The sequence below is a fragment of the Priestia aryabhattai B8W22 genome, from assembly GCF_000956595.1.
Taxonomy (GTDB): Bacteria; Bacillota; Bacilli; order Bacillales; family Bacillaceae_H; genus Priestia; species Priestia aryabhattai.
The window spans coordinates 43,847-60,952 of record NZ_JYOO01000025.1 but is presented as its reverse complement, the minus strand read 5'-3'; the positions used below and the strand labels follow the sequence as shown (position 1 = coordinate 60,952).

The window sequence follows — 17,106 nt, the reverse complement described above, 5'->3', positions numbered from 1 at the left end:
ACACTTTTTAGGAGATGACATTTATGGCAAATGTATTATATGTAAAAGTAAATCCGCAGGTTGATGAAGCATCATTTTCAACTCGTTTAGCACAGGTTTTCTTAGATGAGTATAAAACAGCAAACCCGACTGATACAGTGACAACGCTTGATCTGTATAAAGAAACAGTTCCATTCATTGATGGAGATGTTTTAGCAGCATGGGGAAAAGCTGGAGCTGGTGAAGAATTATCAGCTGTTGAATTAGAAAAAGTAACGCGCATGGGTGAATTAGTAGAGCAGTTTTTACAAGCTGACAAAGTGATTTTCTCAGCTCCAATGTGGAACTTAAGCTTTCCTCCACTAATGAAAGCATATATTGATAACATTTTAATTGCAGGAAAAACGTTTAAATATACTGAAAATGGTCCAGTAGGATTAGCTTCAGATAAAAAAGTAGTATTACTAGAAGCTCGTGGAGGCGTGTATTCAGAAGGCCCTGCGGCAGAGCTAGAATTTACTCAAAGCTATTTGCGTACAGTGATGAGCTTCATTGGTGTTCAAGATTTCCAACTGGTTGTTGCAGAAGGCATGGCTTACACACCAGCAGAAGCAGACAATATTTTAGCAAAAGCATCTGAAAAAGCAAAAGAAGTTGCGTCAACGTTCTAATCTCAAGAGGCTGGGACAAAAGGATTTTAGACGAAGTGAAAAACGAACCACTGATCAAGATGTTTGATTAGTGGTTCGTTTTTTTTGTTACGGTAAACGTAGGTTTCATGTTCGTAAGTCTTTCTAGCAGTTGATTGGAGGGCAAGCCGAAGACTCCTGCGGGAAAAGTGGAATAGGTGAGACCCCACAGGAGCTTATGCGACGAGGAGGCTCAGCGACCGCCCGCGGAAAGCGAAGTCTTGCACGGAAATCAACGGCGGTGTCAAAAGCGGTTCGGCTCATGTATACAAGTTGTTCGTCTTTAGATTGGATTCATTTTTTTATGTCTCAACCTCTTTTTTAGGTTTAAAATTCAATATCCATCCTTAAGAAGATGTATAAAGGGTTACATGAAGTGCAGCATAGAGAACGTGCTTCTTATAAAAGCGCTTATACATTTTTATTTACAAGACAAAAAAAGCATGGTTAAATAATGACCATGTTAACGTAATACCGGGATAGGGGAAGTTTTTCTGCAGAATCATTGGGGTATGCTACAAGTACAATCTAAAAAAGGGTGATTGAGATGTTTAAAAAATTATTTGGTAATAAGACAAAATCAAAAGAAACAACCGTTCTAGCTCCGCTTTCAGGTAATATCCTGCCAATCAGCGAAGTGCCAGATCCAGTGTTCGCACAGAAGATGATGGGAGACGGTTTTGCAATCGAACCTTCAGAAGGACAAGTTGTTTCACCCGTTGCTGGGGAAGTAGTTCAGCTTTTTCATACAAAACATGCGGTAGGCTTAAAAACAGAAGCCGGTACAGAAGTATTAATACATATCGGCCTTGAAACAGTGGCAATGGAAGGCGAAGGATTCGAAGCTCACGTAACACAAGGTGACAAAGTAAGTGTAGGAACACCTCTTATTACGTTTGATTTAGCGCTTATTCAAGAAAAAGCGAAAAGCATTATCACACCAATTGTTATTACAAATAGTGATGCAAGTGAAAGTTTCGAAATTTTGGCTCAAGGGACGGTTCAAAAAGGCGAAACGGCTTGTGCAAAAGTAACGATGAAGTAATAAGCAAGGCCTTTTCCTTTAAGAAAGGAGAGCGCATTTGAAGATTTTAAAAGTGTTAAATAACAATGCCGTTGTCTTTAAGGAAGGCGGAGTTGAAAAGATTGCGATGGGTCCCGGTATCGCTTTTCAAAAAGGTAAAAATGATCTTATTAATGCTGCGAAAGTGGAGAAAGTCTTTGTCATGAAAGAAGAACAGGAAAAGTTTCAAGAACTATTAAAAAACCTTCCTGAAGAACATATTCAAGTGGCGGAAGAAATCATTTCTTATGCTGAGCAGCAGCTTTCTGCTACGCTAAGTCATCATGTGCATATTGCTTTGAGCGATCATTTATCCTTTGCTGTCGAAAGGATAGCCCGCGGAATTTCCATACAAAATAAATTGCTTAATGAAATTAAATCTCTCTATCAGCCTGAGTATGCAATAGGAGTGTGGGCTCTTCAGCATATCAAAAAGAGGCTAGATATCACGATGCCGATTGACGAAGCGGGATATATTGCGCTTCATATTCATACGGCGAAACTGAATTCACCGGGAATGCAGCAGCTAATGATGAATACAACGATTATTAATGAAATGGTTACGATTATAAAAAAAGAGCTGAATATGGAGATTGATGAAAACAGCATGTCCTATCAGCGTCTGCTGACTCACTTGCGCTTTGCGTTAAATCGTTTAGCGCAAAATGAACCTTTTCATGAGATGGATGAAGAGATGCTCGACGTATTAAAAGTCAAATATAAAAAATCGTATCAGTGCGCTGAAACGATAAAGCAATTTGTCAAAGATGAGTACGAAATTAATTTTCCAGAAGCGGAGTTAGGCTACATCACGCTTCACATTTGCCGAATAGAGCAAAGAATATAGAAAAAAACATTGACGAATATTGTTGCTTTGAGTACAATGAAAGCGTATTAATTGAATAATCGGGATTGTGACTGGTAAAGCAGGCAAGACCTAGAATGCGCATAAAGGACAAGTATGTCTTTTGTAAGCGTATTTTAGGTCTTGCTTTTTTATGACATACAACAAGGAGGAAGTAAGATGGACGTAAAAGAAATTGCTAAAAAGCTTGTTCCGCTTTTAGGAGGAAAAGAAAATATTACTAGTGCCCAGCACTGTGCTACGCGTTTGCGCCTCGTTATTCGAGATGAAAGCAAAATCGATCAAAAAGGTTTAGATGAAATAGAAGATGTAAAAGGGGCTTTTTCAAATTCAGGACAGTTTCAAATCATTTTTGGAACCGGTCTCGTTAATAAAATCTATGCTGCTTTTATGAAAGAACTAGGTGCTGAAGAAGCTGCTGCCCCAGCGGATCACCAAGAAGAAATGAAAAAGAAAATGAACCCATTTGCCCGTTTTGCCCGCATGCTTTCCAATATTTTTGTTCCCATTATTCCAGCCATTGTAGCCAGTGGTTTACTAATGGGGCTGCTTGGAATGATGAAAGCGTTCCACTGGGTCTCAGAAGATAGTGCGTTATTTGTCTTATTGGATATGTTCTCAGGCGCAGCATTTATCATTTTACCGATTTTAATTGGATTTTCAGCTGCAAAAGAATTTGGTTCAAACCCTTATCTTGGAGCGGTTATCGGAGGGATTTTGACACATCCGATGTTATTAAATCCATGGACATTAGCAGATGCTAAACCAGAATATATGGATTTGTTTGGGTTAAGTATCCCGCTGATTGGCTATCAAGGTACGGTCGTTCCAATTTTATTAGCTATCTACGTCATGAGTAAAATTGAAAAGGGACTCCGGAAAATTGTGCCGAATTCGGTTGATTTACTTGTTACGCCTTTTTTAACTGTTATTATCACGGGCTTTGTGTCACTTGTGTTTATTGGTCCTTTCGGCCGCTATATTGGAGATTTAATTTCGATCAGCCTTCAGTCTCTATACGATGTAGCCGGAGTGTTTGCGGGGATTTTGTTTGGTGGCTTATATTCAACCATTGTATTAACAGGCTTGCAGCATAGTTTTCATGCTATTGAAGCAGGACTGCTTGCTAATCCGAAGATTGGCGTTAACTTCTTACTTCCTATTTGGGCCTGCGCCAATGTGGCGCAAGGAGGAGCAGGGCTGGCTGTTTACTTTAAGACGAAAAATGCCAAAACGAAAAAAATTGCGATTCCGGCGGCCATATCTTCCTTCTTAGGAATTACAGAACCGATTATTTTTGGCGTCAACTTACGCCTTCGCAAGCCATTTATTGCTGCGGCTATAGGTGGAGCAGCCGGGGGAGGCTACGTTGTACTTATGCACGTGGTAGCCAATGCATACGGACTCACAGGTATTCCAATGATGGCAATCGCCGCACCGCTTGGTATGAGCAATTTAATTCACTATATCATCGGTATGATTATCTCTGTGAGTGTAGCATTCGGCGTTACGTGGTTCATGAAACTAAAAGAAGACTGAAAACCAGCGTTAAGCATACAACAATAGAGAATGGTATTAGATTTGCTCATCATATCTTGTGGTGAGCAAATTTTGTGTCGTAAATATGAAACTTTTTAAAAAGTAATACGTAGAACAGTCAAAGAGATAAGTTGATGTTGTGTAACAGGAACGTAAATGCTACACTACATATATTGGATTGTACTATTATAGTCAGAAAGAGAGCTGGCACATGGAATTTTATCACGATCTTTTTCTATATGCGCCGTATTTATCTGCTTTCGTTTTATACATCCTTTGTTATTATATGCTTCGTGAAGCTAGGTTTACGGCTTTTCATGCGGAACCTGTCACCGACCATGTGAATGCAGGGATCGATCCTTCAGTATTAACGATATGGAAAAGACGAAATGTATTTATACATGTGTATAGAAAAACACCAGTTAAAGAGAAGAATAATGATGAAGAAGATCCTTTCCTTCTGAAAAACACTTCATACATTTAGTCATTATTAGGAGGAAAGAATATGAAAAGAAATAAAAAATTATTATTGCTTGGTTTAATGGGAGCGCTTCTTTTAGCTCTAGCCGGCTGTAGCAGTACAAAAACACCGGTTACGGCTACAAGCGGCGGATTCTGGGATCATTATTTTGTTTACCCTTTATCTATGGCATTAACGAAAATTGCTGAGTGGGCAGGCGGAAGCTATGGTCTGTCTATTATTATTGCGACGGTTATCATTCGTTTAGTTCTATTGCCGCTTATTTTAAAACAGCAAAAGAGCACGATGGCTATGCAAGCACTTCGTCCAGAGATGGAAAAGATTCAAAAGAAATATGCTGGTAAAAAAGATCCAGAAACACAGCAAAAGCAGCAAAAAGAAATGATGCAGCTTTACCAAACGCACAAAATTAATCCGGTTGGCGGATGTTTGCCAATCTTTATTCAAATGCCTATTATTATCGCATTTTATAATGCCATTGCACGAACGCATGAAATTGCGCAGCATTCATTCTTATGGGTAAGTTTAGGAAAGCCAGATCCTTACTTTATTTTACCGGTAGTTGCAGCGATTACGACATTCTTACAAATTCGTGTAAGTATGACGGACGAAATTCAACCTCCAATGAAAATGATGATGAACATTATGCCAATCTTCATCTTAGTAGCGGGAATTTCACTTCCATCTGCTCTTGCATTGTATTGGGTAATTGGTAACTTATTCGGAATTGGACAAGGTTACTACTTGAAAAAACGTATGAGTTTATTAAAAGAAAAAGATGCGGCTAATAATGCAGCACAAGCTAAAACAAAGCCATCACCAAAATCTAAGTCAAAATCATAATATACAAAAAGCGCAGCTATTCGCTGCGCTTTTTTATTATTTAAAAAGAGGCTGGGACAAAAGTAGTTTAGCCGAAGTGAAAAACGAACCATTAATCAAAATATCTGATTAGTGGTTTGTTTTTTTATGGTGAACGGAGATTTCATCTATTTCATTGCTTCTAGCAGTTGATTGGAGGGCTAGACGAAGACTCCTGCGGGAAAAGCGGAAGAGGTGAGACCCCACAGGAGCGCAAGCGACGAGGAGGCTCAGCGGCCGCCCGCGGAAAGCGAAGTTTTGCACGGAAATCAACTGTGGTGTCACAAGAGGTTCAGCTCATGTATCTCATTTGTTGGTCTTTCGATTAAATTCATTTCTTTATGTCTCAACCTCTTTTATTTTTTCAAAAATGTGATGAGATGAGAAGATTTGTGTAACGCTATAAAAAAAGACAGGAGTGAACATGGTGAAAAAAATAGCGTTATGTCTGCTTTTTCTTATATTGTTCCCGATGCAAATAAATGCTGCCAATACAGTGAAAGTCAGTTTTATACGGGAAGGAAACCTATGGATATATGATAACGGCACCGAAAGGCAGTTATCATATGGCCGTCATGCCTCTATGCCTCAATGGTCATCTCATGGAGGTATGGTTGCATATGCAGAAAATGATTCTTTAATGATTGCACCGTTAAAAGGAAAACCGCTGCTTGTTGAACATGATGTGACTCATTATCAATGGTCACCGGTTGCCGAGGAGCTTGCGTATATTTCGAATGGAATCTTAGTATATTACAACGTTAAAACGCATGAAAAGAAGCGTGTAGCCGTAGGAGTTGATCAATTTTCATGGTTTCCGGAAGGAGATCGATTTTTAATTACGTCAGCTGCTGCGCTGGCGCCCACGGGATGGGGACCGGTAAAGCTATATACAGTGAGTAAATATGCAGGGTTAGACGTAAAAAAAGTGGAGGCTTTTACGACGCTGCCAGCAGAAAATGATTCATTTTTTGCGTATACAACAAGCAGCTTTAAATGGTCTCCTAACGGTCAATGGATTAGTTTTATAGCTATTCCAACGGCTTCGATGTCTGCAGATGCAAATAAGCTGTGCATTATTACAAAAGAAGGAAAAGCTTTTCAAGTAGTGGGAGATATGCTTAATGTACCCAATTGGTTTAAGTGGAGTAATGAAGAGCAAGTACTGGCATTTATTAATGGAGAAGGAAGGTTTGCCACCGAAAATAAAAAGTTCACTTTAAAAGAGATGCCGGTTTTTAAAGAACATGTGTATACTCCAAAAGGCTTCGCAGATTGGGATTTCACTTGGACAGAAAAAGATAACATCATCATTTCACGTGTGCCCGAAGCAGGGTGGTCGAATGATGAAAAAAAGAGGCCGCTGCCCTTTTTGTATAGTATGAATGTAAAGAACAATAAGCAAAGTCAGTTCACATTTCCGCAAAAAGGCTTAGGAGATTACGCGCCTGTTTATCATAAAGCAACGAATCAAACGATGTGGATTCGCACAAATCGAAAACAAGCAAATCTTTTAACACGCGTAAAAGATACGAAAAATGACAAGATACTCATTTCAAACTTAGACCTGCCGGGAAATTATTATGAGCTGTATCGGTGGAATGAAGTATTTAGCGTGTACAGTCCTTAATAGCTAATTAAAACATAAGAAACTAAGGTGAAAAGATGAATATACGATTGTTGGCAAAAGAAGACGCTGACGTGTACTTTGAACTCCGTCTTCGTGCTTTAAAAGATCATCCCGAAAGTTTTATTTTAAGTTATGAAGAAGAATATGAAAAAGAAATTGCTGATATCCGAAATTATTTTCCAAGCAGCCAATCAGAATTTGTAGTAGGAGCTTTTATGGAAAAACAGCTTGTGGGGATTGTAGGGTTTCAGCAGCAAAAGCCTTTAAAAGTTCAGCATAAAGGAGATATTTGGGGCATGTACGTAGCCCCTGAAGCAAGGGGGAAAGGTCTTGGGAAGACGCTGTTAAAAGCCGCTGTTGAACAAGCTTTTTCCAAAACGAATGTTTTGCAAATCTATCTAGCTGTCGCTGCTGAAAATGAAGGGGCAAAAGCCCTATACAAAAGCCTCGGTTTTACTTCTTATGCGTATGAAAAAAGAGCTCTTCAAGTAGATGGTGAATTTATTGATGAAGAGCATATGGTATTGTCTATGAAAAGCCTTTGATCATATCAAAGGCTTTTTTGTACGGGAAAAATTTAGCTGAAACGTATAGAGATGGAAGCACATTCCCCCTAAATATGCTATGATTTAACATATAGGATTATGGAAAGGCGAGGCAGCAGATGGAAAAACTGATTGAATTAAAAAATGTTGCAAAAGTATACAAAAAACATACCGTGTTAGAAAACGTTCATACGACGCTTTATAAAGGAGAGACTGTCGCGATTGTTGGAAAAAACGGTGCGGGAAAAAGTACGTTTTTAAAGCTAATTGGGGGATTATCTAAACCGACTAAAGGGACGGTTCACCTTCATAAAGAAACCGGTACGCCTGGATTTGTGGTAGAACAGTTTCCTCAGGAGCTGCGTTTTACACTAGCAGGATATTTGCAGCATATGGGGCGAATTCAAGGGTTGTCTAAGAAAAAGCGCAGCTCTAGAATTGAAGAGTTGCTCGAAACTTTCGAAATGGTAGAGTTTAGACATGAAGAAATTATTTCTTTTTCAAAAGGAATGAAGCAAAAAGTCAACATGATGCAAGCACTGCTGAGTTCTTCTAAGCTGCTATTGCTTGATGAACCTCTATCAGGATTAGATGCTCGTGCTCAGCTAGAAGTAGAACGGATTTTTACAAAGCTCAAAGAACGAGGGATGACCATTGTATTTACGTGTCATGAAGAAAGGCTCATTCATGCTGTAGCGGATCGTGTTATCACTATTGGCTCGCAGCGCATTTTAAAAAATGAGCGCGTTCAACTCATTGAGCATTTAACGGTTATTGAGGCAAATGTCATTCTCAATAAGCCGCTTCGTTTATTAAAAGAAAAGTGCATGAAAATTGAACAGCACGGAAACTACTGGATTTTTTACATAGATAAAAAATATGTAAATGAGTTTCTTGCAGAATTACTTGCTGTTCAAGCTGAAGTTGTAAAGCTATATCATATGGAAAGGGAAGAAATTTAAGATGGGCGCATTGATTCGCTATCATTTTATTACATATATTAAATCGTATCGATATATTCCGCCGCTTGCACTTTATATTATTTCGCTATGTATGAACTATACATATAGACCGAACCCGGTACTTGATAGCTTTTTTAATACTGCACTTTTTCTCTTTTTTCTAACTACTTGGTTTACAATGTCGCTGTTTCACGCAGAAGATTCCAGTCAAGAAGTTATTACAAAACTTCACGTAGGGAAAAAGAATAAGTACTTTACGAGCAAACTTATTAGCTGTGTTCTGCTGTTTACATTTTTATCGGCGGTTTCAATTGCTTATCCCGTGCTGCTTGATATGTTTGAAATGGATATATCCACTAAGCAAATGGTGTTTGGGTTTATTATTCACTGGACGTTTAGTTTGCTTGGTATGAGCATAGGTCTTGTTTTTACAAGAGATGTTGTAAGAGAAGGCAGCTTATCGTGGTTTGGACCTCTATTTATTTTAATCATTACGCTTGCAGCGGCAGGCGTTTCCTTTCCGTATCAAGGAGGCGGACTGCTGCTGTATGTACTGCCACCCGTATCTGCAATCATTCAATTTGTTAACGAAGGATTAAACAAATTTTTGGTGTTTGGCTGGGCTTTGCTTTATGCTATAGCACTAATTAGCCTGTACTTGTGGCGAGCGAATAGAAGAGATGTATAAAGAATAAACACTTGCCGCGGCAAGTGTTTATTCTTTATGCAGCACGTTATAAAGACGATCCGGGTAATTAGTAAACATGCCGGTTACGCCCCACTCGATAAGTGTTCTCATTTGTTTTTCATCATTTACTGTATACGGATGGACGTCTAAATCATACGAGCGAGCTTTTTGTACATATCGTTTTGTCAGCGTGTTTGCGTTAGGACCGATGCCGTTCGCGTACGTTTTAATTTGTTTGAACTGCTGATCTGTTAACATATTGGTTTGCTTTGTACGAATCAGTTGAATTAGTTTCATAGTAGGTCGGTATCGATGGACGGTTTTTAAGCTTTCAGGACTAAATGATTGCACAATAACATGATCAGTATGAATGTTGTACTTAGCCATCAGCGTTAACAATTCTTTTTCCATACCTGGATATTCATGTGGAGATTTTGTTTCAATATAATAGTTTGTTCGATTGCCAAACGTACGGAATATTTCTTCTAAAGTTGGAATGACGGCTTTTTTATTACCTTTTCCTGCGTTCAAACGCTGAAGCTGCTTCACTGTATACTGTTTTACATATCCTGTTCCATTTGTCGTGCGGTCAACTTTATAGTCATGAATTGCTACAAGCTGGTGATCTTTAGACATGTGAAGATCAAGTTCGAGATAATCTGCTTTTTGCTGTACGGCGGCGAGATAAGATTGCATCGTATGCTCTGGCTCATATCCTGATGCGCCTCGATGAGCAATAATGGCTACTTTTTCTGCTTGAGTAGAAGCTGCCTGCGTATGTATAAACATAAAAATACCGCATAAACAAAGAGTGAGTGAGCTTACAAACCACCATTTTGGTCTCATATCAAAACTCCTTTTTATTGAGGGGTCGTGCATTAGTTTACTAGCGAGATGTTGTGTTCATATTAAGGCTGTGTAAATATTTAAATAAAACGAACCAGTGTGTAATTAAAAGTAATAAAGGCCGATGTTTAGTGAGAAACATCGGCTGTTTTTTCCGGGCGCAGGCTTGTATAAATAACGAGTCTGCGCTCATGAGTTTTTTGTTTATGATCAAATGTTCCCGTACAGGTGATTAAATTAAGCTGGTGTTGAAAAGTTGGACCGAAAATCTCTCTGATAGGAGCAGAATCTCGGGGATAAGAAGCTTTATTGGTAACAACAAAGGCCAGCTGCTGACCTTGCTGATCGGTTACAAAAATTTCATCTCCTTTTGTGAGCTTGTTGAGATGATAGAAGATAGCGGGTCCTTTTTGGTCATCAACATGTCCTGCAATGACCGCATTTCCTTCCTCTCCGGGTCTTGCTCCAAGCTTAAACCAAGCTACATCATGACCATTATCAGGAACGCTCATTTCACCTTGATTAGTAAGGCCCATTCCTTTTATAAAAGCCTTGATATGAAGCTTCGGAATAATAAGCTGAGATGGAAGAGGCGTAGAAGCAGTCCCTGAAGATTTCAAGGATTGAGCCGATTTTGTTTCAGCCATCTTTACAACAAAATCCGTCGAGCTGTTTGCAAATGCTGATTGGTCAAACCAACTGCTCATGAATAGTATAAAAGAAAAGGTGAAAACCCCTCCTATCCATTTCATTCGCTTTCGTATCCTCTGTGACGACGAACAACAAATATAGCAACCGCTCCAATTCCTAATAAAGTAAGAACCGGCACAATTGAATTATAATTATCCTCTGAAGCACCGCCCATACCTGTTTTTGGCATTTCGGAAGGCATAGCCGTATTATCTTTTAATAACAGTGTTTCAAGGCTGTCGGCTTTGTTAATAGCGAGCACCGTGTAGACCGTGTTGGCTTCTAAATTAAGATTTGGAATCTCCAGTACTTTTTTATTGTCTTGACTAGTTGCGATGGTTAAATCATAGGTTCCGGCATCTACTTCAGAATAATTTGTCATTTGTTTAAAAGCAGTGTCTTTAAACAAAGTAGGGCCGTGATTAATACCTACATTAACAGCGGGAGTATCTGGAGAAAAGTGAGCAATTCGGATTTTACTCTTTCCTTTAGCCACGTTCATATCATCTTGAGCTACTTTTAATTCTAAGTGTGCAACTTGGTTAATGGCAGCAAGGGTATAGGCTTTGTTTGCTTCGACGGTTACATTAGTGGAAATGACAGGCTTTTCTTTTCCTTTTGTACCTATAGCATATACCTCTACTTTATGAGACCCCGCAGGTACCTTAAGGTAATCTGTCACATCTTTAAACGATGCGCCGACTACGATGCTTTGATTGTCCACATATATATCTACTTCAGGTGCATCAGGTGATGCATGCACAACTCGTATCATTGCCTCCTGCACAGCTGCAGAAGTGAAATTATCTGAAAAAGCTAGCAATAAAACTGCGAGTAAAGAAGCAGCAATAATCTTTACACGGTTCATAACGTTTTACTCTCCTTTTAATCTAAGTTTGTCCTGTTAATCCCGTATGAAAAGTGGTGGGATGCATTCACTTTTGAACGTACTCGGGCATTTATTCACTTGTTATCATCTACAATTTTATCCAATATATGCACAATTTATTTCATTAGATGAAATTTTTGTAAAAGAGAAGATAAATAGTTTGAATTTTATGATAATATTAAAATAGAGCGTTTAGTTAGTCATTGATGTCTCGATCACAAAAAGGAGGGGAAGTTATGTGCTGCAAACGAATCATGAAATAAAAAAGGTTGTTCATCGTTCGCTATCAGCTAAAATGATTATAAAGCGCATGCTGTTTATTTTAGTGGGAGCCCTTTTAATGGCCGTCGGGCTAGAATTTTTTCTTGTCCCTAATGAGGTTATTGACGGTGGAATTGTAGGTATATCTATTATTTTATCCCACTTAACGGATGTTCAAATCGGATTTTATATCTTCGTATTAAATCTTCCATTCTTTTTTATTGGATATAAGCAAATTGGAAAAACATTTGCGCTATCTACGCTTTTAGGTGTTGTCATTCTATCCATTGCTACCTCTATTTTTCACGACTTGCCGGTCTTAACAGGCGACCCTCTTTTAGCAACTGTGTTTGGCGGAATTGTTCTCGGTGTGGGAGTAGGAATTGTTATTCGATACGGCGGTTCTTTAGACGGCACCGAGATATTAGCTATTTTATTTAACAAGCGTACGCCTTTCTCGGTAGGTGAGACGATTATGTTTTTTAATTTATTTATTTTGGGAAGTGCCGGTTTTGTATTTGGCTGGGACCGCGCTATGTATTCTTTAATGGCTTACTTCATTGCTTTTAAAACGATTGATATTGTGATTCAAGGTTTAGATGAGTCCAAGTCAGCTTGGATTATCAGCGAACAATATGAACGAATTGGTGAAGCAATCCTTGCTCGTTTAGGGAGGGGCGTCACGTATTTAAATGGGGAAGGGGCGTATACGGGAAATGATAAAAAAGTAATTTTTTGTGTTATTACCAGGCTTGAAGAAGCAAAGTTAAAAGCGATTATCGATGAGATAGATCCATCTGCTTTTTTTGCTGTAGCAGCTATTGCTGAAGTCAGGGGAGGAAGGTTTAAGAAACGAGATATTCATTAATGAAGGTTGTCTGCTAATGAGACTGCCCCTTATTATAGCTTACAGCAGAATTTTTAGCCTTCTCTGCTTGTTTGATTATTTGTAATGGTTTGCGTCACTTTTGCTGCTTCATGCATATTGAGCCCCTCTTTTTTCTTGTATGTCTTTGAAACAAACATGTAAAATGTCTAAAAGATGTAAAAAGAGTACATAGTAAAAAAACAGAAAGAGGGAGTGACATGAAAAAAACGTTAAAAATATTAGGAGTCGGTCTTGCCGTTCTTGTTGCAGTAACCGCTGCTTTTTTTATTATATGGTCAGGTTTTGATTATGAACCTTCAAAGCAGCTTCACTCACTGGTAGATGAGAAAAAAGTAGTGAAAAAAGACGATTATTACGTATTTAAGCCTCAAACGAACAAAGAGATAAAAGCTGGCTATATTATTTATCAAGGTGCTAAAGTAGAGCCGTTAGCATATGGCTATTATGCTCAGCAAATTGCAAATGAAGGATATCTTGTTGCTGTTGTAGATTCTCCGTTTAATATGAGTTTTTTTAGTCAAAACAAAGCGACGGATATTGTGAAGAGCTACCCGCAGATTTCCGCATGGTTTATCGGAGGGCATTCCCTTGGAGGAGTGAGTGCAGCCTCTTATGCGTATGATCATCCAAACTCAATAAAAGGCTTAGTTCTTTTAGCATCGTATCCGATGAATAAAAATGATTTTTCAACCTCCACTTATCCTATTTTGTCTTTAACCGGTGAGAAAGATGGTTTGTCGACGCCTGAAAAAATTAAAGAAACCAAGCATTTACTTTCAAAAAATACGGAGCTGGTCCAAGTAAAAGGAGCTAATCACGCACAGTTTGGAATGTACGGGAAACAAAAAGGCGACAACAAAGCCAGTATTTCTCCTAAAGAGCAGCAGGATGAGCTAGTAAAAAGAACGGTCAAGTGGTTAAACAGTCAAATGAAAAAGTCCGTCAGTTAGTTACTGACGGACTTTTTTTCTTTTTTTGGAAATAACACTTGAAAAAATAACCAGTTGGTTATATAGTTAGTTACATGAGTAACGAACCACTTAAGTGAGGTAGTCAAAATGAAACAATCATTAGATCATCAGCGACCAATTTTTCAACAAATCAAAGAAACCATCGAAGAGAATATTTTGAATGATGCTTTTCCAGAAGAAGAAAGAGTACCGTCTACGAATGAATTTGCCAAAATGTATCGCATTAACCCTGCAACGGCAGCTAAAGGAATTAATCAGCTAGTTGACCACGGAATATTGTATAAAAAGAGAGGGATAGGGATGTTTGTATGTGCGGGTGCCAAAGAAGAATTGCTTACACAAAGAAAAGAAGAATTTTATAACCGTTTTATCGTTCCGCTGAAAAAAGAAGCACAGCATTTAGGAATTACGGTAGCCGAGTTAAAAGAGCTGTTAGACAAGGGGGAAATAGAATGAATATAGAAGCGCAGCTACTGAACAAGTGCTACGGATCTAAGCAAGTGTTAAAAGATATCTCACTTACGCTAGCACAAAATAAAATATACGGACTGCTAGGGAGAAACGGAGCGGGTAAAACGACTCTTATGCAAATTGTAGCCGGACATATTCCGGTTACGACAGGAGAGGTAAAAGTGGGAAATCAATCTCCGTTTGAAAACCGCTCCGTTTTGCAAAACATCTGCTTAATTAACGAAAGCGGAAATTTCAAAAAAACATTAAAAGTCAAAGACGTGCTAAAAATTGCGTCACTTTTTTATCCTTATTGGAGCCAAGAAACGGCTGAGAGACTCATGGGAGAGTTCGATTTAGAGTGTAATATAAAAGTGAAGGCATTATCTAAAGGTATGGAATCAGCACTAGGAATTATTGTTGGGCTATCTTCTCGAACGAGCATCACAATTTTTGATGAACCTTATATTGGGCTTGATGCTGCGATGCGAGCGCGCTTTTATGAGCTTTTACTGGATGAATATGAAGAATATCCACGCACGTTCATTATTTCAACGCACTTAATTGATGAAGTAAGTAATTTATTTGAAGAAATACTCATTATGCAAAAAGGACAGCTGATTCTTCAGGACACGGCAGAAAATTTGCAGCAGCGCTGTGTAAGTGTGAAAGGACCTAAAAGTCAAATTGAAGAATATGAAAAAGGAAAGCAAGTAATCCATGAGCAAGTATTCGGGGGAGAGAAAAAAATAGTGTTGTTTAATGAAGATATTTATGCTGAAGAACTTGTCGACAGTCCATTTCATGTAGAAGCTGTTCACATACAGGATATTATGATTTATCTTACGGCCAATCGTGGAGGTGTAGCGTAATGAAAGGACAGTTTGCCGCCATTAGTTATTCGCTCTACGTTGAACTGAAGTATTTAATGATTCGCTTTTGGACGATTCTGTTAGCTTTTGTTGTAGTAGATATTTTAGTGTTCAGTCAGGTGAATGAGCATCTTCTATTGGTAACAAGTATGCCGCAGTACATCTTTTCAGGTATTGTAAGTTTTATTATCATTCGAAAAAGTTTCTCTTTTTGCTTAAAGTTAGGCGCTACTCGTAAGGCATATCTTTTAACGATGACCTGTGTTTTTGCTTTATTTGCAATTGTAATGTCCCTTATCAATGTTGTCATCATAAGCATTTCAATAAAGGTGATTAATAGTTTGAATTTAATGAATGTTCAGCTTTATCATGCGAGCGATTTTATCTTTCATGACCCTACCGTCGCTATTCACTTTTTAACAGACGCTGTATTTATCTTTTTTATTACAGCAGCAGCGTGTTTGCTCGGAAGCATCGTCTATAAATTCGGGCAAACAGGAGGGATGATCACCGGTGCTGCTCTAATTTTACTGTTTACGATTCCAGTGACAAAAGAACCGGTTATTCATTTTATAAAAAGCTTTTCGAACGGTTCGTTAGTGATTACATTCGGAACAATGGTTATCGTAAGCTTTCTACTCTTTCTTATCAACTGGCTGTTTTTAAAAAAAGCCTCTCCTGTCTATCAAGCCTAATAAAAAAGCATCATCTTACTGTATGATTGTCTTTTTACTGACTTTTTTTGAACAAGCTGCATCAATATCTAGAATCCAGTCGTGAAACTTTTGCTGAAGAAGTTGAAGAGAAGACTGATTGTTCGATACAATGTCCAGTCCGCGCTCATCGTATAGGTGGAAGATGGTTTCTTTATTCAAATTCACAATGTAACACTCTTCTTCAATAGCCGGATGAATATGAAGATCGCGGTTGGCAATTGATTGCAAAAGAAGCTTTTCTTTCACATCATTTGTTTTACAAGCAATAATATACTCAGCGTTATTTAATAATGCTACGGATTGAACTTCCTGCTTCTTCAGGCGAGAGCGAATGAATTTTTTAATAGCTGTTTCTTTTTTCTTTTTTAAAAGTAAATCATCCTGTGCAGCATTCGCTTTGAAAACAAGCAACAGCTCATCATTTTTTTCATGGAGTGTCTCAAAAATTTCGTAAGCGCGTGCGTAAACATTTTTCATGTATTCTCGTTCCCATACGCCTTTTTGATTGGTAAGCGTAAAGCGAATACCTGCGGGCGCGTTATAAAAAAGAGGTCTCTTCATTTGAACATTTGGAAACATTGTTGTTAAGTATGATTGAAGCCGCATTGTGGTCATACGCAACACCTCATTTAGTTTAGTCCTGACTTAATATGTTGAATTTAGTCTATCACGTGATTAGCTAAATTTGTAAAGAAGTAATGTTATTTAATCAAAAGGTAACCAAACTGTTATATTTTGTTGATTTTGCATTATTTCTTTACACAACCTTTGCGGATGAACAGGTTTTTTCATACGGCTGTCGTATTACTTAACGTAGTAACGACGTGAAGAAAGGGTGATATACGGTGAAAAAAAAGCTTCTTCTTATTTCAATTGTTACAGCTGCTTTTTTTGTGCTTATTTTTCACAAAACGATTTTTCAAGAAGGTAATCCTCTTCCTATTGCATGGAGTATTGTAAAATTAAAGTCTTCGGGTGAAGACGTTGTGCAAATATCGGATAAGCCTAAAAGGTATCTCATTCATTCAGATGACTACTTAACGTTTATTAAACAAATGAAAAAGAAAAAAGTGAATTTTCAATATCAAGATGATAAAAAATTTTATTTTAATAACGACAATGAACGCCAGCTGTTCGTCAGCAAAAACTATACTGATAAGTTCACGATTATGGAACTAAAGAAAAAAGAGCTGACTGAAGCTGGCGTTGAGTAATAAGAG

21 protein-coding genes are annotated in these 17,106 nt (G+C 38.2%); 17 read left to right on the top strand and 4 right to left on the bottom strand.

All coding sequences use genetic code 11. From position 1 onward, the window contains the following. Positions 1-23 precede the first annotated feature (23 nt). The 11 genes from N178_RS18585 (at position 24) to N178_RS18540 (ending at position 9,302) form a co-directional block, all read left to right on the top strand. Positions 24-650: an FMN-dependent NADH-azoreductase gene (locus tag N178_RS18585; protein ID WP_045293975.1), complete on the top strand. Its 627-nt coding sequence runs from the start codon at positions 24-26 to the stop codon at positions 648-650. A 130-nt stretch (positions 651-780) separates the two neighbouring features. Further along, entirely contained in the window at positions 781-993 is a 213-nt protein-coding gene (locus N178_RS26130; protein ID WP_080890217.1) for a hypothetical protein, read from the top strand. 222 nt (positions 994-1,215) lie between these two features. Beyond that, positions 1,216-1,713 carry a PTS sugar transporter subunit IIA gene (locus tag N178_RS18580; RefSeq protein ID WP_028415105.1) on the top strand — a complete coding sequence of 166 codons (498 nt, stop codon included), beginning with the start codon at positions 1,216-1,218 and terminating at the stop codon, positions 1,711-1,713. A gap of 37 nt (positions 1,714-1,750) precedes the next feature. Continuing rightward, the gene (locus tag N178_RS18575; RefSeq protein ID WP_028410911.1) at positions 1,751-2,578 is read left to right on the top strand and encodes a PRD domain-containing protein; all 828 of its coding nucleotides are present in this window, start codon (positions 1,751-1,753) and stop codon (positions 2,576-2,578) included. Positions 2,579-2,755: 177 nt separating this feature from the next. Next, entirely contained in the window at positions 2,756-4,135 is a 1,380-nt protein-coding gene (locus N178_RS18570; RefSeq protein ID WP_045293974.1) for a sucrose-specific PTS transporter subunit IIBC, read from the top strand. Positions 4,136-4,640: 505 nt separating this feature from the next. Next, complete coding sequence (gene yidC, locus N178_RS18560; protein ID WP_014458568.1) at positions 4,641-5,459, top strand: membrane protein insertase YidC; 819 nt, start codon at positions 4,641-4,643, stop codon at positions 5,457-5,459. A gap of 167 nt (positions 5,460-5,626) precedes the next feature. Then, complete coding sequence (locus N178_RS26125) at positions 5,627-5,806, top strand: hypothetical protein (protein ID WP_080890216.1); 180 nt, start codon at positions 5,627-5,629, stop codon at positions 5,804-5,806. A gap of 95 nt (positions 5,807-5,901) precedes the next feature. Continuing rightward, positions 5,902-7,107 (top strand): TolB family protein, encoded by a 1,206-nt coding sequence (locus N178_RS18555; protein WP_045293973.1) that lies wholly within the window; start codon positions 5,902-5,904, stop codon positions 7,105-7,107. A gap of 35 nt (positions 7,108-7,142) precedes the next feature. Next, positions 7,143-7,652 (top strand): GNAT family N-acetyltransferase, encoded by a 510-nt coding sequence (locus N178_RS18550; protein ID WP_045293972.1) that lies wholly within the window; start codon positions 7,143-7,145, stop codon positions 7,650-7,652. 119 nt (positions 7,653-7,771) lie between these two features. Beyond that, positions 7,772-8,614 carry an ATP-binding cassette domain-containing protein gene (locus N178_RS18545; RefSeq protein WP_045293971.1) on the top strand — a complete coding sequence of 281 codons (843 nt, stop codon included), beginning with the start codon at positions 7,772-7,774 and terminating at the stop codon, positions 8,612-8,614. A gap of 1 nt (position 8,615) precedes the next feature. Next, positions 8,616-9,302 (top strand): hypothetical protein, encoded by a 687-nt coding sequence (locus N178_RS18540; protein WP_045293970.1) that lies wholly within the window; start codon positions 8,616-8,618, stop codon positions 9,300-9,302. A 27-nt stretch (positions 9,303-9,329) separates the two neighbouring features. On the opposite strand, the gene N178_RS18535 is transcribed toward N178_RS18540, so the two are convergent. The 3 genes from N178_RS18535 to N178_RS18525 form a co-directional block, all read right to left on the bottom strand. Continuing rightward, complete coding sequence (locus N178_RS18535) at positions 9,330-10,148, bottom strand: glycerophosphodiester phosphodiesterase family protein (protein WP_045293969.1); 819 nt, start codon at positions 10,146-10,148, stop codon at positions 9,330-9,332. Between the two features lie 128 nt (positions 10,149-10,276). Next, complete coding sequence (locus N178_RS18530; RefSeq protein WP_045293968.1) at positions 10,277-10,900, bottom strand: class F sortase; 624 nt, start codon at positions 10,898-10,900, stop codon at positions 10,277-10,279. Further along, on the bottom strand, positions 10,897-11,706 hold the full coding sequence (locus tag N178_RS18525) for a DUF4397 domain-containing protein (protein WP_045293967.1): 810 nt from the start codon (positions 11,704-11,706) through the stop codon (positions 10,897-10,899). Before N178_RS18525 ends, N178_RS18530 begins: the two co-directional genes overlap by 4 nt. A gap of 259 nt (positions 11,707-11,965) precedes the next feature. Here N178_RS18525 and N178_RS18520 point away from each other — a divergent pair, with 259 nt between their 5' ends. The 5 genes from N178_RS18520 (at position 11,966) to N178_RS18500 (ending at position 15,865) form a co-directional block, all read left to right on the top strand. After that, complete coding sequence (locus N178_RS18520) at positions 11,966-12,856, top strand: YitT family protein (protein ID WP_193377163.1); 891 nt, start codon at positions 11,966-11,968, stop codon at positions 12,854-12,856. A 218-nt stretch (positions 12,857-13,074) separates the two neighbouring features. Further along, positions 13,075-13,827 carry an alpha/beta fold hydrolase gene (locus N178_RS18515; protein WP_045293966.1) on the top strand — a complete coding sequence of 251 codons (753 nt, stop codon included), beginning with the start codon at positions 13,075-13,077 and terminating at the stop codon, positions 13,825-13,827. 108 nt (positions 13,828-13,935) lie between these two features. Beyond that, positions 13,936-14,304, top strand: coding sequence for a GntR family transcriptional regulator (locus N178_RS18510; protein ID WP_045293965.1), 369 nt, complete (start codon positions 13,936-13,938; stop codon positions 14,302-14,304). Next, a complete protein-coding gene (locus tag N178_RS18505; RefSeq protein WP_045293964.1) occupies positions 14,301-15,170 on the top strand; it encodes an ABC transporter ATP-binding protein in 870 nt (289 codons plus the stop codon). The genes N178_RS18510 and N178_RS18505 overlap by 4 nt, the downstream gene beginning before the upstream one ends. Continuing rightward, positions 15,170-15,865: a hypothetical protein gene (locus N178_RS18500; protein WP_045293963.1), complete on the top strand. Its 696-nt coding sequence runs from the start codon at positions 15,170-15,172 to the stop codon at positions 15,863-15,865. Before N178_RS18505 ends, N178_RS18500 begins: the two co-directional genes overlap by 1 nt. A 15-nt stretch (positions 15,866-15,880) precedes the next feature. Here N178_RS18500 and N178_RS18495 read toward each other — a convergent pair whose 3' ends face one another. Continuing rightward, a complete protein-coding gene (locus N178_RS18495; protein WP_045293962.1) occupies positions 15,881-16,501 on the bottom strand; it encodes a DUF3885 domain-containing protein in 621 nt (206 codons plus the stop codon). Between the two features lie 230 nt (positions 16,502-16,731). Here N178_RS18495 and N178_RS18490 point away from each other — a divergent pair, with 230 nt between their 5' ends. Then, the gene (locus N178_RS18490) at positions 16,732-17,100 is read left to right on the top strand and encodes a hypothetical protein (RefSeq protein ID WP_045293961.1); all 369 of its coding nucleotides are present in this window, start codon (positions 16,732-16,734) and stop codon (positions 17,098-17,100) included. Positions 17,101-17,106: the final 6 nt, after the last annotated feature.